Origin of the sequence: Burkholderia sp. Bp9140 (assembly GCF_003853425.1) — a bacterium.
Classification (GTDB): Bacteria; Pseudomonadota; Gammaproteobacteria; order Burkholderiales; family Burkholderiaceae; genus Burkholderia.
The window spans coordinates 45,371-64,164 of sequence record NZ_QTPQ01000048.1 but is presented as its reverse complement, the minus strand read 5'-3'; the positions used below and the strand labels follow the sequence as shown (position 1 = coordinate 64,164).

The 18,794-nt window shown below is 66.9% G+C and carries 18 protein-coding genes and 1 pseudogene; 7 read left to right on the top strand and 12 right to left on the bottom strand.

Annotated features, from left to right (window positions below):
- The coding region (locus tag DIE21_RS31615) for a PLP-dependent aminotransferase family protein (RefSeq protein ID WP_148092767.1) at positions 1 to 873 on the top strand (873 nt) is incomplete at its 5' end.
- 42 nt (positions 874 to 915) lie between these two features.
- On the opposite strand, the gene DIE21_RS31610 is transcribed toward DIE21_RS31615, so the two are convergent.
- Together DIE21_RS31610 and DIE21_RS31605 are read right to left on the bottom strand one after the other, a co-directional pair.
- Positions 916 to 2,349: a nicotinate phosphoribosyltransferase gene (locus tag DIE21_RS31610; protein ID WP_124501360.1), complete on the bottom strand. Its 1,434-nt coding sequence runs from the start codon at positions 2,347 to 2,349 to the stop codon at positions 916 to 918.
- A 74-nt stretch (positions 2,350 to 2,423) separates the two neighbouring features.
- Positions 2,424 to 3,464, bottom strand: a complete 1,041-nt coding sequence (locus DIE21_RS31605; protein WP_124501359.1) for a bifunctional nicotinamide-nucleotide adenylyltransferase/Nudix hydroxylase — start codon at positions 3,462 to 3,464, stop codon at positions 2,424 to 2,426.
- Positions 3,465 to 3,645: 181 nt separating this feature from the next.
- On the opposite strand from DIE21_RS31605, the gene DIE21_RS31600 reads away from it, so the two are divergent.
- The gene (locus DIE21_RS31600) at positions 3,646 to 4,098 is read left to right on the top strand and encodes an SRPBCC family protein (protein ID WP_124501358.1); all 453 of its coding nucleotides are present in this window, start codon (positions 3,646 to 3,648) and stop codon (positions 4,096 to 4,098) included.
- Positions 4,099 to 4,105: 7 nt separating this feature from the next.
- Here the strand turns inward: DIE21_RS31600 and speD are convergent, their stop codons facing one another.
- Genes speD through DIE21_RS31580 form a run of 5 tightly spaced genes read right to left on the bottom strand, consistent with a single transcriptional unit; the run spans position 4,106 to position 7,621 of the window.
- Entirely contained in the window at positions 4,106 to 4,483 is a 378-nt protein-coding gene (gene speD / locus DIE21_RS31595) for an adenosylmethionine decarboxylase (protein WP_124501357.1), read from the bottom strand.
- A complete protein-coding gene (locus DIE21_RS37405; RefSeq protein ID WP_185640554.1) occupies positions 4,480 to 4,626 on the bottom strand; it encodes a hypothetical protein in 147 nt (48 codons plus the stop codon). The genes speD and DIE21_RS37405 overlap by 4 nt, the downstream gene beginning before the upstream one ends.
- Positions 4,626 to 6,146, bottom strand: coding sequence for a DUF4178 domain-containing protein (locus DIE21_RS31590; RefSeq protein WP_124501356.1), 1,521 nt, complete (start codon positions 6,144 to 6,146; stop codon positions 4,626 to 4,628). The genes DIE21_RS37405 and DIE21_RS31590 overlap by 1 nt, the downstream gene beginning before the upstream one ends.
- Before the next feature lie 9 nt (positions 6,147 to 6,155).
- A complete protein-coding gene (locus DIE21_RS31585; RefSeq protein ID WP_124501355.1) occupies positions 6,156 to 7,208 on the bottom strand; it encodes an SPFH domain-containing protein in 1,053 nt (350 codons plus the stop codon).
- A 26-nt stretch (positions 7,209 to 7,234) separates the two neighbouring features.
- The gene (locus DIE21_RS31580; RefSeq protein WP_124501354.1) at positions 7,235 to 7,621 is read right to left on the bottom strand and encodes a DUF350 domain-containing protein; all 387 of its coding nucleotides are present in this window, start codon (positions 7,619 to 7,621) and stop codon (positions 7,235 to 7,237) included.
- 121 nt (positions 7,622 to 7,742) lie between these two features.
- Here DIE21_RS31580 and DIE21_RS31575 point away from each other — a divergent pair, with 121 nt between their 5' ends.
- The 4 genes from DIE21_RS31575 to DIE21_RS31560 all read left to right on the top strand — a co-directional run bounded on the left by DIE21_RS31575 (position 7,743) and on the right by DIE21_RS31560 (position 12,228).
- Positions 7,743 to 9,257: a polyamine aminopropyltransferase gene (locus tag DIE21_RS31575; protein ID WP_124501353.1), complete on the top strand. Its 1,515-nt coding sequence runs from the start codon at positions 7,743 to 7,745 to the stop codon at positions 9,255 to 9,257.
- Complete coding sequence (locus tag DIE21_RS31570; RefSeq protein ID WP_124501352.1) at positions 9,257 to 10,876, top strand: FAD-dependent oxidoreductase; 1,620 nt, start codon at positions 9,257 to 9,259, stop codon at positions 10,874 to 10,876. Before DIE21_RS31575 ends, DIE21_RS31570 begins: the two co-directional genes overlap by 1 nt.
- A 148-nt stretch (positions 10,877 to 11,024) precedes the next feature.
- Entirely contained in the window at positions 11,025 to 11,786 is a 762-nt protein-coding gene (locus tag DIE21_RS31565) for an N-acetylmuramoyl-L-alanine amidase (RefSeq protein WP_124501351.1), read from the top strand.
- A gap of 52 nt (positions 11,787 to 11,838) precedes the next feature.
- The gene (locus tag DIE21_RS31560) at positions 11,839 to 12,228 is read left to right on the top strand and encodes a lysozyme inhibitor LprI family protein (RefSeq protein ID WP_124501350.1); all 390 of its coding nucleotides are present in this window, start codon (positions 11,839 to 11,841) and stop codon (positions 12,226 to 12,228) included.
- A gap of 127 nt (positions 12,229 to 12,355) precedes the next feature.
- Here the strand turns inward: DIE21_RS31560 and DIE21_RS31555 are convergent, their stop codons facing one another.
- The 5 genes and pseudogenes from DIE21_RS31555 to DIE21_RS31535 all read right to left on the bottom strand — a co-directional run bounded on the left by DIE21_RS31555 (position 12,356) and on the right by DIE21_RS31535 (position 17,541).
- On the bottom strand, positions 12,356 to 13,702 hold the full coding sequence (locus tag DIE21_RS31555; protein ID WP_124501349.1) for a glutamine synthetase family protein: 1,347 nt from the start codon (positions 13,700 to 13,702) through the stop codon (positions 12,356 to 12,358).
- A 147-nt stretch (positions 13,703 to 13,849) separates the two neighbouring features.
- On the bottom strand, positions 13,850 to 14,407 hold the full coding sequence (locus DIE21_RS31550; RefSeq protein ID WP_124501348.1) for a helix-turn-helix domain-containing protein: 558 nt from the start codon (positions 14,405 to 14,407) through the stop codon (positions 13,850 to 13,852).
- 16 nt (positions 14,408 to 14,423) lie between these two features.
- Positions 14,424 to 15,713, bottom strand: a complete 1,290-nt coding sequence (locus tag DIE21_RS31545; protein WP_124501347.1) for an FAD-binding oxidoreductase — start codon at positions 15,711 to 15,713, stop codon at positions 14,424 to 14,426.
- 104 nt (positions 15,714 to 15,817) lie between these two features.
- Positions 15,818 to 16,078, bottom strand: a pseudogene (locus DIE21_RS31540) (transposase); the annotation flags it as partial.
- Between the two features lie 104 nt (positions 16,079 to 16,182).
- Positions 16,183 to 17,541 (bottom strand): alkaline phosphatase family protein, encoded by a 1,359-nt coding sequence (locus DIE21_RS31535; RefSeq protein WP_124501345.1) that lies wholly within the window; start codon positions 17,539 to 17,541, stop codon positions 16,183 to 16,185.
- A 182-nt stretch (positions 17,542 to 17,723) separates the two neighbouring features.
- Between DIE21_RS31535 and DIE21_RS31530 the strand changes: the two genes are divergently transcribed.
- Positions 17,724 to 18,689 carry a sugar-binding transcriptional regulator gene (locus DIE21_RS31530; protein ID WP_124501344.1) on the top strand — a complete coding sequence of 322 codons (966 nt, stop codon included), beginning with the start codon at positions 17,724 to 17,726 and terminating at the stop codon, positions 18,687 to 18,689.
- Positions 18,690 to 18,794 lie beyond the last annotated feature (105 nt).

Genomic DNA, 18,794 nt, shown 5'->3' with positions numbered 1-18,794 from the left:
CGGCTGCTGCTGGAGCCGGGCGACACCGTCGTCCTTGACGATCCGTGCTACTTCAATTTCCAGGCACTGCTGCGCGCGCATCGCGCGCGGATCGTCAGCGTGCCGTACACGCCGAACGGCCCCGATCTCGCGCGCTTCGAGCAGGTGCTCGCCGAACACCGGCCGCGGCTCTACATCACCAACTCGGCGCTGCACAACCCGACCGGCGCGACGCTCGCACCGCCGGTCGCGCACCGGCTGTTGACGCTCGCGGCCGAGCACGGCCTGCTGATCGTCGAGGACGACATCTTCGCGGATTTCGAGAGCACGCCCGCCCCGCGCCTTGCGGCATTCGACGGGTTGTCGCGCGTGGTATCGATCGGCAGTTTCTCGAAGACGCTGTCGGCCGCGATCCGCTGCGGCTATGTCGCCGCGCGCCCCGAGTGGATCGATGCGCTCGTCGACCTGAAGCTCGCGACGTCGTTCGGCAATGCGCAGATCGGCGCGAACGTCGTGCATCGGCTGCTGGTCGACGGCACGTACCGGCGCCATCTTGACAGCCTGCGTGCGCAACTGGCCGATGCGATGGGCGAAACGATCCGGCGGCTCGCGCGCGCCGGGCTCGGGATCTGGACGGAACCGCGCGGCGGCCTGTTCGTGTGGGCCGAGCTGCCCGACGGGCTCGATGCCGCGCGCGTTGCGCGCCATGCGCTCGATCACGATGTGGTGCTCGCGCCGGGCGATGTGTTCAGCGCATCGCACTGCGCGACGTCGTTCATGCGCTTCAACGTGTCCCGCTGCAAGGGGCCGGCGGTATTCGATGCGCTCGCGCGGGCGATGGACGCGGCGCGTGCGGCGGAACGCAGCGGCCGCACACTGGCCGACGAACGATGAGCACCGAAAGCGGCGGGGTGAATGACCACCCCGCCGCCGCCCTCACGCCTCCGCCGCGTGCGCCCTCGCCCGTATCTCGGCGAATGTTGTATCGACCAGCATCCGCCCGGTATCGAACACGGTTTCGAGCGCATCGTCCCACTCGCCTTCCAGCGCACGATCGTCCCACGCGACCGGCAGCGTCACCGTCCGGTACTCGCCGGTGCGGCGATTGCGCAGCAACGTCAGCCGGCCCTTCTTCGAGCGCTTGCCCTGATCGGTGACCGGATCCTTGCGGACGTCGTGCCACACGCCATCGCGCCGGATCGCCGAGCACTTCATCGCGAAGCGCTGCGTATCGCGATTCACCTGCTGCAGCAGCGCGCCGCCCATCCCGAACACGACGTTGCCGGCCGCATAGCCCGCGTCGTCGAGCGCGGCAAGGATCGCCCCGATCGACTCCTCGTCGACGCCGTCGCCCTGGATCACGCGCACACGATTCAGCACGCGCCGCCCCTTGCCGTTCACGGTCGCACCGAACGATGCGTCGAGCGCGCGCACGGTCTGCAGCACGATCGTCACCGGGTCGCCCGAATCGGGACGCACGACGAGCGTCGCGCCCGAGTCGATCACCGCCTGGCGCAGCGGGCCGCCCCACATTTCAAGTGCGGCGAACAGATCGTAGGAGTCCGACACGACCGACACGATCGCACCCGGCAGCCCGAAGCGGGCGATCATGTTCCGGTATGCATCGGCTTCGCGCTCGCGCCCCCACGACGTGATCGTGCTGTGCTCGGCCGCCGGCACCGAATACGCGGCCATCGGCTCGCGATAGAAGCGGTTCGCGGCCAGCACGCCCAGCACCGTGTCCGAACCCATGAAGCTCACGAGGTGCGCCGCGCCGCCGATCGCGGCCGATTCCGCGCTCGATACGCCGCGCGCGCCGAAGTCGTGCAGCTTGAACGGCAACTGCGCGAGATCGTCATCGGTCTTCTCGAGAAAGCGGCGGATCGTCTGCCGCAGGTGCCAGCTGCGCGTCGCGACCGTCACCGGATACCACACGCGCAACAGCATCGTCTCCAGATACGACGCGAGCCAGAACACCTTCGGATCGTCGCACTCGACGGTCATCAGCACGTTGTGCACGGGCACGATCGAACCCTCGGGCACCGCGCGGATCCTCACGGGCAGATAGCCGTCGTAATGCTCGACGATATGACGCCATCCGTCCTCGTTGAACGGCTCGCCGTGCACCGCGAAGAAATCGCGCGCGTCGTCGATCATCGCGTGCGTGACGGGCCGGCACAGATATTCCTTCAGCAGCATCTGCAGGCCGAAGAACAGCGTGCGGTCGTAGCGGCCGCCGCGCGATTCGACGTACGAGAACATCGCCTGCGCGTCGGGCGGATATTGCAGGAAGTGGGAAGCCTTGTACGAATCCGTGTTGAGGATCGGATTGGCGAGAACCGCGGCAAAGCCGCCGGGATCGTGTTGCATGGCTAGAGCTCCTCTAGGCCGTTGAAGTGCCGCCGCGTCTGTCGCGGCGGACCGGAATCCGGGGAATCAGCGGATCACAGTTTCCCCAGGAAGTGATACGCGATCTCGAAGTGATCCTCGAACATCACGTTGCGCATCTGCGCGAATTCGTTGAGCGGCACCCAGCGCGCCTTGTCGGCGTCATCGCTGCCCTTCACGCGCGGCAGCTCGCCGGTCGGGAAGTTGAACAGGCACGCGTGCGTGATCGTGCGGCCGCGCAGCGAGCGGGTCGGATGATCGAACACCTGGCGATCCTTGATCGAGCCGCGCAGCACGGGCTCCGGCAGCTTCAGGCCGGTCTCCTCGCGCAGTTCGCGGATGCACGCCGCGTCGAGCCGTTCGTCCTGGTTCACGAATCCGCCCGGCAACGCCCACAGGCCGCGGCCCGGTTCGCTGCGCCGGCGCACGAGCAGGATATGGCCCGAGTGCACGACCACCGCGTCGACCGTCACGAAGGTGACCGGATACGGTGCGGCCGACCATGCCTTGCGATAGCCTGCAATGAATTCCGCCTCGGCCTTCAGCTGCGCGAATTCCGGCTGCGTGCGGAAACGCTCGAGCCAGCCGAATACGGGTTCCGGCACCGCCCATTGCACGAAGCTGTTGGTGCGTTCGGCGAAATACTGGTCGCGGATTTCGGTTGCGGAAATGTCTTCGGTCGCATCGACGTCGACGAGCTCCCATTGCGGGAACATCCGCAGGTAATACGACGTGGCGTCCTTCTCGTGGCCGATCAGCCCGACCTTGCGCTGCGCGACGTCGCCGAGCGCGCCGGCCACGGCATCCTGCACCCAGCGCACCCAGTCGCCGTCGTTGTACGTCGAATCCTGCACGGACGCGACCGTCACGCGCTCGCGCTCGGACGCATCGAGCAGCGAAGCCAGCATCTGGCGGCGCTCGTCGAACGAGAACGGATCCTTGATGGTGCGGGGCTTGTCGGTCGACCCGATCAGCACGCACACGCGCTCGGCCCGGCTCAGTGCCGACTTCAGCACGTTCAGGTGACCACGATGCGGAGGCTGGAAACGACCAATGAAAACGAGCGCGTCGAAGCGCCGGTTCTGTTGCGTACTCATGAGGCTCCCTCAAGAGATTGAAACGCTTCGGGTCTGTCCCGAAGGCACGGAATCGATCGTAGGGGAATTCCCGTGGAAGGTCAATCGAGCATGCGCTCGACTTGACGAAGTCTAAAGAAATGCGCGGCGCCGGCGGGTTACACTCGATTTCATCCTGTTCCGCGCCGTTGCGCCCGCCATCATGATGGTCTCAGTCAGCCGGATCGTCGGCGTCGATCGCAGACGCCTCTTCACCTGGTCGCAGGACTATGCGCGGCGGCTCGTGTGGGACATGTTCCTCGTCGACGCGTATCTGCTCGACGGGATGACGGCCGACGTCGGCGTCGATGCGTTCTGCCGCAGCCAGTCGGGCGCGACGATGGTGTCGCGCTACATCTCGTATCGCCCGCCGCAGGTCGCGGCCGTCGAAATGGTCGACGGGCCGAAGGTGCTCGAACGCTTCAGCGGGAGCTGGAATTTCACCGAGCGCACCCCGGGCACGACCGAAGTGAAGTTCACGTACCACTTCCGCGCGCAGCCGGCGTGGCTGCGCTGGCTGCTCGAACCGCTGATCGGCGCGTTCTATCTCGTGCACACGCGCCGGCGTCTCGACTCGTTCAAGCGCTGGGCCGAAGCCGAGGCGTGGCCGCACTGAGCGTCGCTCACGCGCCCCCGCGCGCCACCTGCTGCCGGACCTGCGCGAGCGTGCCGAGCGCGGCGGCGATTGCATCGACCGCATCGGCCGCACGCGCGGCGCCGCACATGAATGCGTCGACGGCCGCGAAACCGTGCTCGGGCCACGTATGGATCGTGATGTGCGACTCCGCGAGCAGCACGACGCCCGTCACGCCATGCTCGCCGCCGAAATGATGGAAATGCGCGCCGATCACGCGCGCACCCGCCCGCTGCGCGGCGTCGGTGAGCACCGCCTCGAGCCGCGCGGCATCGCGCAGCAGCGCCGCGTCGATGCCGGCGAGATCGGCCAGCACGTGCGAGCCCAACGTCGCACGCGGCGGTGCGATCCCGTCGCGCGCCGTCATTTGTGCGACCCGTACGACGAGTAGCCGCTGCGGGCCGACGAACTGCCCCACCCGCTGCCGCCCGACCCGCTGCCGCCCAGCGACGTGCAGCTGAACAACGTGACGACGATCAGCCCGTAGAGTCCGTAGAGAATGTGCCGCATCAGGCGTTGCCCCCATCCGATGCGAAGCCCTTCCACAGCCATTCAGGCAGCCACAGCACGAGCAGGCCGATCAGCACGTAGACGGAGCGGCTGCTGAACGAGAACAGCGCGCCCATGTTGAAGATCACGAGCAGCGCGCTGAACACGATCGGCAGCGGCGCGAAGCTGTGCGGGTACTTCGCGTCGAACAGGCCCGTCGACTTCCCGGCCGAACCCGTTGCGGGCGCAACCGCCGCCGACGCGAGCGCCGGTGTGCCGAAGCGTTCGGCCAGCGCGCTGGCCGACAACGGTCGCGCACGCGACCAGACGATTTCCGCGATGCTGCGCTCGCGCGTGAGCTTGTCCTTCTGCCAGCCGTAGTCGACGATCGACGTGCGGTCGCCGACCTGCACGCGCCAGTTGAACGCGCCGACCACGTACACGACTTCCGAGTCGTACGTCTCACGCAGTCGATAAGTCTTGCCGCCTTCGGTCACGTCGGACTCGCTGCCGATCGCCGGCCAGTGATCGAGCACCTGCACACGCTCCCAGCGCCCTTCGCTCTGCACGAGCCACAGGAAGCCGCGCTTCGGGTTCAGCAGCAGGTATTCGTCCCATGTCTCGTCGTCGCCCGGCACGCGGCAGCGCATCATGCCGATCACCGTGTACTTCACGCCGTCGAACGTACCGGTCGCACCGAGCTCCAGCGCGCCCTTCACCGCATCGAGCTTGCGCTGCGCGGCGAACACGGTCTGCTGCTCGGCCGTGCACTGCACGCCCGCATGACAACTGCCGCACACGACGTAGTCGGCCACGTTCGGCGCATACGACAGCGGCGCGCCGCAGCTCGGGCACGCGAACGGCACCATCGCCGCGCCGCGTTTCTCGCGCGTATCGGTGTCGGCATCGCGCAGCCCGGTGAACGCGAGCGCGTCGAACTCCAGTGCCTCGCCCGTATAGACGGCGGGGCTCCCGCCGTTCGCATCGGCGTCGGAATAGTCGTAGGTCGCGAACGCGCTGCCGGTGCGCAGGTCGACGACGCGCGCTTCCCAGCCCGCATCGACCCGGAACGGCAACTCGCCGTCGCCGCCCGTGCAGCGCGCGGTGCGCACGTCGGACACCAGGTACGCGCGGCCGCCGTGATCGATCCGCATGCCCGGTTCGAGCGTGCCGAACGCGGGCCACGCGCCGCCGGACGCATCGTCGGGCTCGCGCACGGTGACCGCGTACTGGCCCGACGCATCCGACAGCCAGCCGAACGCGCCATCGTCGAACACGATGTACCACTCGCACCACGTGCCGGCGTCGTAGGTCATCTGGATGCGACCGAGCACGGTGAACGTGCGCTTGCCGTAGCGTCCGGCCGTGCCGATCTGGATCGGCGACGCGTCGTCGAGCACCGTGGCGAGCTCGCCGATGCGTTCGACGTCGGCGCCGCGCTTGAGCAGCGTGCTGCGGCAGAACGCGCAGACGGCCATCACCGCCGCCGCCGAGCGAAACTCGACCGGCGCGCCGCACTGGGGGCACGAAGTACTGAACATGCGCGACGCTTACCGGGTGAGCTTCGCGAGGATTTCCGCCTTCGCGCGCGAATAGTCTTCCTCGGTCACGAGACCCTTGTCGAGCAGTGCCTTCAGCTGTTCGAGGCGCTGCACGTAATCGGTCCCGTCGGCCGGTGCGGCCGGTTGCGCGGCGGCGACCGGTGCCGCGACGGGCGCAGGCGGTGCGGGCGGCGCCGGTTGCGCGGCGCCCGCGATCTGGCCGGCCATCGCCTGCCCGATCGCCACGCCGGCCGCGAGGCCCGCGCCGACGCCCGCGATGCCGCCCGGGTTCTGCGCGGCCAGCGGGATCGCCTGCGCGGTCTGGTATTGCGTCGCGCGGGCGAGATCGCCCGCCATCCCCGCGCCGATCCGCAGGTCGAGCGCCTTCTGCAGCTCGGCCGGCAGCGACACGCTCTCGACCGCGAACGCATCGAGCGCGAGGCCGTAGCGCGTAAACACCGGCACCAGCGCCTCGGCGACGCGTTGCGACAACAGCGTCTGGTTCGCGGCCATGTCGACGAACGGCACGTCGGCCGAGCCGAACGTCGTGCTCATCGCGGTGACGACCAGGTTGCGCAGCTGCTGTTCGAGATCGTCGACCGTGTACTGCGCGCGCGTGCCGCTCACCTCGCGGTGGAACGCGGCCGCATCGACGATCCGGTACGAGTAGATGCCGAACGCGCGCAGCTGCACGAAGCCGAATTCGCGATCGCGGATCGTCACCGGCTGCGCGGTGCCCCAGCGCCGGCCGAGCTGCAGCCGCGTGCTGAAGAAGTAGACGTCCGACTTGAAAGGCGATTGAAAGAACTTGTCCCAGTTCTTCAGGTACGTGAGCACCGGCAGCGTGCGCGTTTCCAGCTTGTACAGCCCGGGCTGGAACACGTCTGCGACCTTGCCTTCGTTGACGAAGACCGCGACCTGCGTTTCGCGCACGGTCAGCTGGCCGCCGTACTGGATCTCCTGGTCTTCCATCGGATAGCGCCAGGCCAGCACGCCGTCGGTGTCTTCCGTCCATTGCAGGACGTCGATGAACTGCTTGCGGATAAACGAACCCAGACTCATGTCGGTCTCCTCGAGCGCGTGGCGCGTCAGGTCAGGCAGGCGGCATTGATGATGCCGACGACGAGCGACGCGGCGCCCATCAGGCCGCCCATCGCGACGTTGCGATCCTCGATCGCATGATTCATGCCGGGAATCAGGCGGGTCAGCACCGCATAGGTGACGAGCTGCACGGCCATCGCGCCAACGGCCCACAGCACGACTTCGCCGAGCGTCGAGTTGTGCGCGATGCTGGAGGCGAGCGTCAGGCAGAAGCCGACCAGCGCGCCGCCGAACGACAGCGTCGCGGCCGCGTTGCCGTCGCGGATCAGTGCCAGTTCGTCGAACGGGGTGACCTTCAGGTACACTGCCGCGAACACGAAAAGCAGCACGAACGCCGACAGTAAATGAACCGCATAAAAATAGGCACTATTCATTCTTTTCCTCGGATTCCGTGCTCGATTCGCCGCCCCGTCGCCGATCGGCCCACGCAGGGCCGCCGCTCGAAAATCCGCGCCAGTATATCCACATTGACGAACACTGCACAACGGACGCGCCATGCTGCATAAGCGCGCGCTCGTCCTGTCGATCCTCGTGCTCGCGTCGTGCGGGCTCGGCTATGAACTGATCAGCAGCGCGCTGTCGAGCTACCTGCTCGGCGATTCGATCCTGCAGTTCTCGTCGGTGATCGGCTGCTACCTGTTCGCGATGGGGATCGGCTCGTGGCTCGCGAAGTTCGTCGAGGACGACGACGTGCTCGACCGCTTCGTCGACATCGAGCTGCTCGTCGGCCTGCTCGGCGGCGTGTCGGCCGCGCTGCTGTTCGCGGTGTTCGCGTGGCTGGCCGCACCGTTCCGCGCGGCGCTCTACGCGCTCGTGCTCGCGCTCGGCCTGCTGATCGGGATGGAGATCCCGCTCGTGATGCGCGCGTTCCAGCAGCGCCGCCAGGCGTTCCGCCATACCGTCAGCGAGGTGCTGACCTTCGACTATCTCGGCTCGCTCGCCGTCTCGCTGGTCTTCCCGCTCGTGCTCGCGCCGCGTCTCGGCCTGCTGCGCACGAGCTTCCTGTTCGGGCTGCTGAACGCGCTCGTCGCGCTGTGGACCACGCACCTGTTCCGCGACGAGATCCGCAACGTGCGCGGCAAGCTGATGCGCGCATCGCTCGTGATCGGGCTGCTCGTCGCCGGCTTCGCGCTGTCGGACCGCATCACGCACTGGGCCGAACACGGCGTGTACGGCGACGAGACGATCTATTCCGAAACGACGCCGTACCAGCGCATCGTGCTCACGCAGTGGCACGACGACATGCGGCTGTACCTGAACGGCAACCTGCAATTCTCGTCGCGCGACGAGCACCGCTATCACGAGGCGCTGATCCATCCGACGATCGAAGCGCTGCCGTGGGCAAGGCGCGTGCTCGTGCTCGGCGGCGGCGACGGCCTCGCGGTGCGCGAACTGCTCAAGCACCGCAACCTCGAGCAGATCACGCTCGTCGATCTCGACCCCGCGATGACGAAGCTGTTCTCGACCTCGGCGCCGCTCGTGAAGCTGAACCAGGGCGCGCTGAAGGACCCGCGCGTGCACGTGATCAACGCCGACGCGGTGCGCTGGCTCGAATCGAACGCCGACGTGTACGACGCAATCGTCGTCGACTTCCCCGATCCGACCAACTTCGGGCTCGGCCGGCTGTATTCGGTGCCGGTGTTCCGGCTGCTGGCGCGCCACCTGTCGGAGAACGGCTATGCGGTGATCCAGTCGACGTCACCGTATTTCGCGCCGCACGCGTACTGGACCATCATCGCGACGCTGCACGAAGCCGGGCTCAACACCTGGCCGTACCACTGCTACGTGCCGTCGTTCGGCGACTGGGGGTTCGTGATCGCGGGCAAGCGCCGCGACTTCACCGTGCCGACGCATTACTCGGTGCCGGCGCGCTGGCTCGACACGCAGACGGCCGCCGAGATGTTCCACTTCCCGGCCGACATGCCGGCGCTGCCGATGTCGCCGAACGAACTCAACGACCAGCCGCTCGTGCGCCGCTTCGACGACGACTGGAAGCACGTGCTGCGCTGATGGATCGCCGCACCTTCCTCGTCGCGTCCGCGGCCACGTCGCTCGCCGCGTGCGGCCGCACCGGCTGGATCGAGACGACGCCGCACGTCGGCTACCCCGGCATGCGCGAAGGCCATGCGCTGCGCGACCACGCCGCGCTGCCGCCGCCGTCCGGCACGATCGAGACCGACGTCGCAATCCTCGGCGCCGGCGCGGCCGGGTTGTCGTGCGCGTGGCAGCTCGCGCGCGCCGGCCATCAACGCTTCGTCGTGCTCGCCGGCCCCGAATTCGGCGGCAATGCGGCCGGCGGCCGCTTCGGCGAGCTCGGCTATCCGAAGGGCGCGCACTACCTGCCGCTGCCGTCGCTCGAATCCGCGCACCTGCGCGACATGCTCGCCGATCTCGGCGTGATCGAGTCGGCACCGTTTTCCGCGCAACCCGTGTACGACGAGCGCGCACTCGTGCACGCGCCCGACGAACGGCTGTTCATCGGCGGCCAGTGGCAGGACGGCATCGTGCCGACCGCCGGCCTCGACGCCGACGCGCTCGCGCAGCAAACGCGCTTCTTCGCGTACACCGACAACCTGCGCACCGCGCGCGGCGCGGACGGCCGCAAGGTGTTCTGCATCCCGATCGCGGAATCGTCGCGCGACCCGCGCTGGCGCGCGCTCGACCGGCGCTCGTTCAAGCAGTGGCTGCTCGATGAGGGTTACACCGCGACCGCGCTGCACTGGTACCTGGACTACTGCTGCCGCGACGACTACGGCGCGGGCTACGAGCATGTGTCTGCGTGGGCCGGCCTGCACTACTTCTCGTCGCGCGGCGGCCATGCGCGCAATGCGGGTGACGGCGCGGTGCTGACCTGGCCCGACGGGCTGCATGCGATGGTGACGAAGCTGAGCGATTCGATCACCGCGCGCACCGGTTCGAACGCATGGTCACGGGACGGCTTCGCCGTTCGCGCGAACGAGCGCGCGGGCAGCGTCGACGTGCTGTGCGCGCGCGTCGCCGACGACGGTACGCTGTCGACCTTCACGCTGAAGGCGCGGCGCGTCGTGAGCGCGATGCCGCTGTTCGTCGCGGCGCGCGTGTTTCCGCAGCTTCACGCGTACGGCTTCGATCCCGCGCGCGACCTGCCGCCGCGTGCGCCGTGGCTCGTGTCCAACTTCCTGCTCGACGGCATGCCGGCCGAGGAAGCCGGCGTGCCGCTCGCGTGGGACAACGTCGTCTATGACGGCGCGGGGCTCGGCTATGTCGTGTCGACGCATCAGCTGATCCGGATGTCGCCGCCGACGCGCTCGGTGTTCTCCGCCTACCAGGCGTTGAGCACGCACGCGCCGGACGATACGCGCCGCTGGCTCGCGCAGGCGAAGCCCGACGCGCTGCGCGAGCAGGCGGCGATCGACCTGCAGGCCGTGTACGGACGCGAGCTGTGGAAGCATGCGACCGCGCTCGAGATCACCGTGCGCGGCCACGCGATGGCGACGCCCGACGTCGGCTTCCTGAGCCGGCCGGGGCTGCTCGCGCTGCGCGAGGCCGACGGCCCCGTCGTGTTCGCGCATGCGGATCTGTCAGGACTGTCTCTGTTCGAGGAAGCGTCGTACTGGGGCATGCTCGCGGCCCGGCGCGTGCTCGCGTGAGTGCCGGTTTCCGGCGCGTGCGGCGGCGTTCAATTCGTCATTGCGGCGCCGCCGGCAACGGCTATAATCGCGCGACATTCCGACTGCATTGAGCAGGCCGACGGTGCCGCGCCATGTGACGCGCCGTATGCCCTCCTCGACAACAACAATGACAAACCGAACCGTTCGACGCCTTCGCCCGTTCGCGCGCGCCGCCGTGCGTCTGCTCGCGTGCGCGCCGCTACTCGGCGCGCCGCCGGCGCTGCATGCGGCCGATGCCGCAAGTCCTGATGCGCAACCGGCCTCGGGCCGCTACATCGTCGTCGACACCGGCCATACGCCGGCTCATCCGGGTTCAACCGGCGCAAGCGGCCGCGTCGAATACCGGTACAACCTCGACCTGTCCACCGCGGTTTCCGAACAGCTCGTCGCACGTGGCGATCGCGTGCTGCGCACGTCGGCCGACGGTCGCGAGATCGCGCTCGACCAGCGCTCGACGCAGGCGCCCGACGCGAACCTGTTCGTGTCGATCCATCACGATTCGATGCAGCAGCAGTTCATCGACGCGGGCCGGCAACGCGAATTCCGCGGTTTCGCCGTGTTCGTGTCGGCGCGCAATCCGCACTACACGGAAAGCCTGCGTTGCGCGCAGTCGATCGCCGAGCGGCTGGTCGCGGCCGGCGAACGGCCGTCGCTGTATCACGCGCAGCCGATCAAGGGCGAGAACCGTCCGCTGATCGATCCGCAACTCGGCATCCACCGCTTCGACGATCTCGTCGTGCTGCGCACCGCGCCGATTCCGGCCGTGCTGGTCGAAGCCGGCGTGATCGTCAATCCCGACGAGGAAAAGCGGCTCGCGCAGCGCGAGACGATCCAGCGTCTCGCCACCGCGATCGCGGGCGGGATCGATGCGTGTACGGCGGCCAGGTAAAGACTGGCGCCGGTCGGTTTCAACGGTTTTCACCCAGTGAGGAGCATCACCCATGAAGAAGAAGAATCTGCTCGCATCCTGCGCGCTGCTCGCGCTTGCCGTTCCGTTCGCCGCGCAGGCGGCCGGCTGTGGCAAACCGCGCAGCGCGTTCGACCAGGTGTACTGCAGCAGCAACGAGTTCTCGCAGCTCGACCGCGAACTGAACGACGAATACGGGCGCGTTCGCAAGCAGCTGAGCGGCGACCAGCAGGCGAAGCTGAAGACAGGCCAGCTCGCGTGGATGAAGCAGCGCGACGCCCGCTGCAGCGAAACGCGCGACGACGGCTACCTCGTGAACCTCCAGTGCGCGATCGACGCGACGCAATCGCGCCTGTCGTTCCTGCGCGAACGCGAGCGCGAATGCGCGAGCACGGGGTGCGTGACGGCGAAGCTCGGGGAGTAAGCGCTGCTCGGGTGCCGTGCCGCGAGTCGCTTCGCGGCGCGGCACCTTCCGTGCTGCAATACATCTGCCCGAAAAGGCACGGACGAACCGCGCGACGCATCGCGAATGGACCACCGGTGCCGCACCATCACAGAAACCACCGATACTCCCGCGCGCCGATCTCGTTGCGAAAATCCAGCTCCTCCTGCCGCTTGTTCTCGCAGTACACCATCACGAACTCGCTGCCGAGCCCTTCACGCACGGCCGCGTGATCCTGCATCGCCGCGACGGCCGACAGCATCTCCTTCGGAAAATCGATCCCGCTGCCGCGATCGTCGTTGAGCGGCGCGATCGGCTCGCTCCGCGCGTCGAGCCCATGCTCCATCCCGGCCAGGATCGCCGCGAGCACCAGGTACGGGTTCGCGTCCGCGCTCGCGAGCCGATGCTCGATGCGCAGATTGCGCGCATCCGATTCCGGAATCCGGATGCACGCATCGCGATCCTCGAAGCCCCAGCTTGCACGGCTCGCGGCGTTCACCATCGATCCGTAGCGGCGGAACGCGTTGTGATTCGGCGCGAACACCGGCATGCAGTGCGGCAGCAGCGCGAGGCAGCCGGCCACCGCATGCCGCAGCGGCCGTTGCCCGTCCGCGGCGAGCAGGTTGCGGCCCGCGTCGTCGTACAGGCTCACGTGCACATGCATCCCGCTGCCCGGCGCATGCAGGTAGGGCTTGCCCATGAAGCTCGCGCGATAGCCGTGCTGCAATGCGACGCCGCGCGTGCTGCGGCAGAACAGCGCCGACCAGTCGGCCGCGCGCAACGCGTCGTCGGTATGGCCGAAATTGATCTCGAACTGGCCGGGCCCGAGCTCGGCCGTGATCACCGTCGCGTCGACACCCTGCTCGCACGCGGCCTCGACCATCTCGTGCAGCACGTCGGAAAACCGCGACAGGCGTTCGATGTGCATGTTCGGCTGGTCGTCGCGGTCGTCGCTCAGGCGATCGCGCGGATACTGCGGCATCCCTTCCGCGAGTTGCGCGGCAAACAGGTAGAACTCGAGCTCGAACGCGACAACCGGCCGGATGCCGCGCGCCGCGAACCGCCGCAGCACGCGCGCGAGCACCTCGCGCGGCTCGAACTCGATCGGTGCATCGGTGCCGTCGGAACTGATCAGCATCTGCGCGAGCGGCTGCCGCTCCCAGCGCACCGGCTTCAGCGTGCCGGGGATCAGGCGGCGCGGCGCGTCGGGGTCGCCGTCGTTGAAACAGTAATCGCCGATCCTGTAGAGGCCGCCCTGCGTGCCGAGCAGCACGCAGTTCTGCGGCAGCTTCAGCAGCGAGCCGGACGCGACCTTCTCGAGCGCATCGATCGGATAGCGCTTGCCGTAGAAGTGGCCCGGCAGGTCGAGACAGATCAGGTCGACATAACGAATCTCGGGATGCGCCTGCCGGAATGCGCGGACTTCATCGACCAGCACGGGAACGACGTCAGCCATGTCTCATCCTTTCCATGTCTTGTATGGCGGTGCCGCGTCGCGGCGAACCGGACTCATCGGCATGCGGCACGTCACATGCCCGATGTCGATCAGTACTGCAAACCGGCAGCACGGCGCGACGGCCCGTCAGGCCGCCCCGCCGACAACTCAGGTGAACACCCAGATCACGCGCGTCGGCGCATCGCCCAGGTTCGCGTAACGAAACCGCTGGTGCGCGGGCAACTGGAACGCGTCGTTCGGGCCGAGCGTGACGGGCGTGTCATCGCCGTCGATCCAGATCGTCAGCTCGCCTTCGAGCACGAAGCCGCCCTGCTCGTCGCTGTCGTCGACGGAGCGCTCGCCGCTGCTCGCGCCGGGCGCGAGATGGCTCTCGAGGATCGAGAAGCGCGAACGCATGTTCGGCGACACGAGGATGTCCGTGATGCCGGCCGCGTAATACACGGTGCGCCGCTCGTCGGGCCGCGTGACCCACGGCACGCTGCGGGGCTTGCTCAGGCTGTAGAAATACGTGGTCGGCACGCCGAGCGCCTCGCCGATCGCGGTCAGGTCGGCGACCGTCGGGCGCGACAGCCCGCGTTCGACCTGCGACAGAAAGCCGACCGAGCGGCCGATCCGTTCCGCGAGATCGTTGAGCGTGACCTTGCGATGCTTGCGCAGGTCGCGGATCAGGATCGCCAGACTTTCTATCTCTTCCTGTTCGTTCATGATGAATTCCGGTGCGTCAGACGGTATCGCGCAAACGGTACCAGGCCTTGCCGATCGCTTCGAGCGGCGCGGCCATGCGGTCGCCGCCGGGGAAGCGCGGGTTGCGGATGCGCTGGTACTGCGCGAGCAGGCGCTCGTCGCCGAGCACGGCATCGGCGACCGCGCGCGCGCCGGCGAGCGTCGGCAGCACGCCGTGCCCCGAGAAGCCCTGCAGCCAGAAACGCTGGCCGCGGCGGCCGATGTCCGGCGTGCGTCGCATGCTGATGTCGATGTGGCCGCCCCACGCGTAGTCGAGCGGCACGCCGCTCAGTTGCGGAAACACGCGTTCGAGATGCGGGCGCGTCACCGCCGCGATGTCGGCAGGTATGCCGCCGAGATACGTGCAGCCGCCGCCGAACAGCAGGCGGTTGTCGGGGCTCAGGCGAAAGTAGTCGGGCACGAACTGGTTGTCGATCACGCAGCTGTTCCGCGGCAGCAGCGAGCGTGCGACGTCCGGCGCAAGCGGCGCGGTCGCGACCTGGTAGGTGCCGACCGGCAGCAGCCGGCGCGACAGCTCGGGATCGAGCCGGTCGACGTACGCGTTGCACGCGAGCACCAGCACGTCCGCGCGCACTTCGCCGTGCGCGGTGCGGGCGACGTGGCCGACGGCCGTCTCGCGGCAGTCGAGCACGCGGCTTTGCTCGAAGATGCGGCCGCCGGCCCGTTCGATCGCCTGCGCGAGACCGAGAGCGAGTTTCAGCGGATTCAGATGGCCGGCCTCGGGATCGTAGAGCGCGGCGAGATAGCGCGCGCTGCCGATCCATTCCGGCATTTCGTCCTGCCCGATCACGCGCAGCCGGTCGTAACCCCAGCGCTCCGCGGCTTCGTCACGGGCCTGCGTGAGCATCGCGACGCGGCGCGGCCGCACCGCGGCCCACAGGCTGCCGGGCCGGTAGTCGATGTCGAAACCATGACGTGCCGGCAGTTCGCGCACTTCGGCCGCGGCCCAGCGCATGCTGTCCCACAGCACGCGCGCGCCGTCGCGGCCGAGCGAATCCTCGAGCGGCTGCATGTCGCACGACCAGCCGAGCAGCGCCTGTCCGCCGTTGCGGCCCGATGCGGCCCACGCGACGCGGCTCGCCTCGAGCACGACCACGCGCTTGCCCGCGAGCGCGAGGCGCAACGCCGTGTGCAGCCCGCTGAAGCCCGCACCGACGACCAGCACGTCGGCGTCGATGCGTTCGTCCAGTTCCGGACGCAGCAGGATCGGCGCCGGGCAGGTGCCGGCGTAGTAGCTTGCGACGTGACGGTCGGACTGCACGAACATGCGGGCTCCCGTGAAATTTCCGCCGGTTAATTTCATGAAAAATTAGCACGGCAATTTCATGGGAGCAAGAGGGGGAATCATGGCATGGCTAGCGCTCCTGGCAAAAAATCGTTCTCCAGCGTCGGCTGTCCGATCTGCGCGTGCAGCGTTTTTACGCCCACCGGCGGCTCGCTCGATGGCGCGCCTGCCACACCGAACACGTCTGCCGCACGCTCCTGCAACTGTCGCTTCCATTCCGTGATCGGGTTCGGATGCACATCGGACTGCTGCGCCAGTTCGGCCAGCGTGCGCTCGCCTTTGACCGCTGCCAGCGTCACCTTCGCTTTGAACGCCGCTGAGTGCGCCAGTCGGGTTCTCTTCGTCATGTGTTCGGTTCCTTTGCCAGCATTCTCGCTGGCTCACGACTGTCCGAATTTGCACGGCCACCTATGGGTGAACGTCAACACAACAAAGCCACTTCCTGAACGTTTCAGCTTCCTTCCAGAATTGGCTGAACGTCAGCAGAATCGAGGCACGACGCAAGCCCGATGGCACCATCCCGGTTCATTGCGATCAGCGAGCGCCCGTCAACACCGTCGACAGGAAGGCCAAGAAACGTCAGCGCCGTAGGCGCGATATCGGCCAGGTGCGTCCGCGCAGACACCGGCCCGGCCTCCAGCCCGGGATAGTCGACAACGAGAAACGGAGACGTCTCCTCTCCCCCCCAACCGCCATGCTGGCCATCCCCGACCCTGGGAGATTTCCCCGGTTCCGCGGCGATCCACCGGCGCCCCGGCACGCCGAACTCGTTGGCCGCGTTCATCACGCCCATGTTGATGGCCGCAACGATTTCCTCGTCGTGACGCAGGCCGACATCGATGAGCGACTCACCCGATATGACGCTTTCCGCCCAAGGCATCGCAGCGAGCTCGGCCAGCATGCTTTCAAGTTTGCTTCGCGCGCGCCCGGTCGCGTAGAGCAGCGCGGCCGTGCCCTGACTCGCGACGGCAATGTCACCCTGGGCGAGCTCACGCTCACATCCCCGGGACGACAGGTGCGCTTCCAGATCGACCGTTTCGCCGATCGTTTCCTGCCCGTGATCCGACCCGACGAGCAAGAGAATGTCTTCTCCTGTCTCGCGCAGGCGCTCTACAGTCCGGACAACCATCTGCACGTACCCGTCGATGCTACGCATCGCAGCCAGGTGGTCCGGACCGCCTAGTGGCGCGCCGTGCAGCGTGAGATCGGGATTGGCCAGCCAGAGCATCGCCACGGGTGGCTTTCGCTGCATCAGCACTTCGTTGCAGAAGCGACGGGTCATGGCAAGATCGCCGCCCACATCATGCGTCACGTCAAGGTGTGCCGTACCGGCTTCCCTGACACCACCAGGTCCATACGAGCCGGCCCGGTGATAAACGTATCCGAAGTGTTCCGGATCGAGAAAATACGCGGCACCAGGCGACACGTTGGAAAATGCGACAGCGCGTCCCAGGTGCGCGACGCGCTGCGCGAGTGTCGGCATCTTGAGGGTTTGCCCTGTCGCTCGACGCATGTGTTCACGAAAGTCCGGCGCGCCGACGTCCCGAACCACTACGCGCCCTGCTTCACACAATCCCATCCGGTTGCCGTGCAGCCCGTGGCGCACCGGAAGGCAACCCGTGGCAATCGTGGCGGCAGACACACGCGTGACAGACGGGAACACCGCCCGGTGACGGTCAAACCAGACCCCCTCGCGCTTCATGCGTGCGAGACCCGGCGTGCGCTCGTCTGAAATCCAACTCCGGCTCAGGCCATCGCAACATACGAATACCACCTTACGCGCCTGGGCCATTGCGTCTTGTGCTTCCACGTCCGTTCCTTCCCGTCAACATCCATCATCGACTCAAATGTGATCGCAATGGTACATTTGAGTCATTACTCTTTTGTGACGATGGTGGCACATTTGCCCCTGACGACCCTTTTCGCCTACACTGGCGCCGCCTCACATGGATGTGTACACGACCTCCGCTGTATCGATCACGAGCGAGAAAAATGGCAACACGCAACGAAATTGAGGGTGATGAAGGATCCATCGACGCGCAGTTGATGGCGCGCGTCTGCTGGCACTATTTCAAGGAAGGACTCACCCAGGAAACCATTGCCCAGCACCTTGGATTCACGCGAAAGCGGGTCAACCGGATACTCAATGACGCGCGGACAAACGGCTTTGTCCAGATCACGATCAACAGTCCGTTTGGCGCCTGCATGGACCTGGAGGCGCGACTGCGCGAGCGATATCAGCTGCGCAAGGTGATCGTCGTGCCAACCGCTTCGGACGATACTGACGTGCGTACAGTCGTAGGCGCCGCGGCTGGCAAATACATCAGCGATAACCTGCAAAGCGGTGCAACGCTGGGTATCTCCTGGGGAGGCACCATCAATGCGGCCGCGCAGAACATCGTGCGACGACAAGGCGCGGGCAATACGGTTGTCCTGATGTGCGGGGGGCTCTCGAAAAGCACACTGATCAACCCATTTGACAATGCATCGCTGTTCTCGCGCGCCCTCGATGCGACCTGCTACTACATGACCGCCCCGCTCATTGCAGAAAGCGCAAAACTGCGAGAGGCACTGACTGCGAGCGAACCGGTGCGCACCGTCCTGAACATGACGGCGCAGGTCGACATGGCGCTGCTGAGCGCAATCGATCTCTCGGACCTGTCGAAGGCGCTCGAATACGACGTCATCTCAAAAGGCACTTGCAGGTCATTGCGCGAAGCCGGTGCCGTAGGTGACGTTTGCGGTCATTACCTCGATGAAAATGGCGCAACGGTCGATCACCCGATTGCCAGATGCGTCGTACATCCGACGTTGATGCAGATCCGAAAGATCCCCGAACTCGTACTGGCGGCCGGCGGCGTTCACAAGGTGCCGATTATTCAGGCAGCGATAAGCGCAAAGCTCTGCCACGTCCTCATCACGGACGAGAAAGCAGCTGCCGCTCTGCTCGATGCATGAATTGTCCATCGCGACTGGCTTTTCGAGATACGCTCTTTTGCGAGCCGACGGCATGGGCTGAAGTATTGTGATCGCTCTACGGCGCAATCTTCGCAATATGCGTTG

Excerpts from the sequence above, each read along its gene's own strand:
- DIE21_RS31610 (WP_124501360.1), bottom strand. The coding sequence starts at position 2,349 with ATGCAACACGATCCCGGCGGCTTTGCCGCGGTTCTCGCCAATCCGATC.
- DIE21_RS31605 (WP_124501359.1), bottom strand. The coding sequence starts at position 3,464 with ATGAGTACGCAACAGAACCGGCGCTTCGACGCGCTCGTTTTCATTGGT.
- DIE21_RS31600 (WP_124501358.1), top strand. The coding sequence starts at position 3,646 with ATGATGGTCTCAGTCAGCCGGATCGTCGGCGTCGATCGCAGACGCCTC.
- speD (WP_124501357.1), bottom strand. The coding sequence starts at position 4,483 with ATGACGGCGCGCGACGGGATCGCACCGCCGCGTGCGACGTTGGGCTCG.
- DIE21_RS37405 (WP_185640554.1), bottom strand. The coding sequence starts at position 4,626 with ATGCGGCACATTCTCTACGGACTCTACGGGCTGATCGTCGTCACGTTG.
- DIE21_RS31590 (WP_124501356.1), bottom strand. The coding sequence starts at position 6,146 with ATGTTCAGTACTTCGTGCCCCCAGTGCGGCGCGCCGGTCGAGTTTCGC.
- DIE21_RS31585 (WP_124501355.1), bottom strand. The coding sequence starts at position 7,208 with ATGAGTCTGGGTTCGTTTATCCGCAAGCAGTTCATCGACGTCCTGCAA.
- DIE21_RS31580 (WP_124501354.1), bottom strand. The coding sequence starts at position 7,621 with ATGAATAGTGCCTATTTTTATGCGGTTCATTTACTGTCGGCGTTCGTG.
- DIE21_RS31575 (WP_124501353.1), top strand. The coding sequence starts at position 7,743 with ATGCTGCATAAGCGCGCGCTCGTCCTGTCGATCCTCGTGCTCGCGTCG.
- DIE21_RS31570 (WP_124501352.1), top strand. The coding sequence starts at position 9,257 with ATGGATCGCCGCACCTTCCTCGTCGCGTCCGCGGCCACGTCGCTCGCC.
- DIE21_RS31565 (WP_124501351.1), top strand. The coding sequence starts at position 11,025 with ATGACAAACCGAACCGTTCGACGCCTTCGCCCGTTCGCGCGCGCCGCC.
- DIE21_RS31560 (WP_124501350.1), top strand. The coding sequence starts at position 11,839 with ATGAAGAAGAAGAATCTGCTCGCATCCTGCGCGCTGCTCGCGCTTGCC.
- DIE21_RS31555 (WP_124501349.1), bottom strand. The coding sequence starts at position 13,702 with ATGGCTGACGTCGTTCCCGTGCTGGTCGATGAAGTCCGCGCATTCCGG.
- DIE21_RS31550 (WP_124501348.1), bottom strand. The coding sequence starts at position 14,407 with ATGAACGAACAGGAAGAGATAGAAAGTCTGGCGATCCTGATCCGCGAC.
- DIE21_RS31545 (WP_124501347.1), bottom strand. The coding sequence starts at position 15,713 with ATGTTCGTGCAGTCCGACCGTCACGTCGCAAGCTACTACGCCGGCACC.
- DIE21_RS31530 (WP_124501344.1), top strand. The coding sequence starts at position 17,724 with ATGGCAACACGCAACGAAATTGAGGGTGATGAAGGATCCATCGACGCG.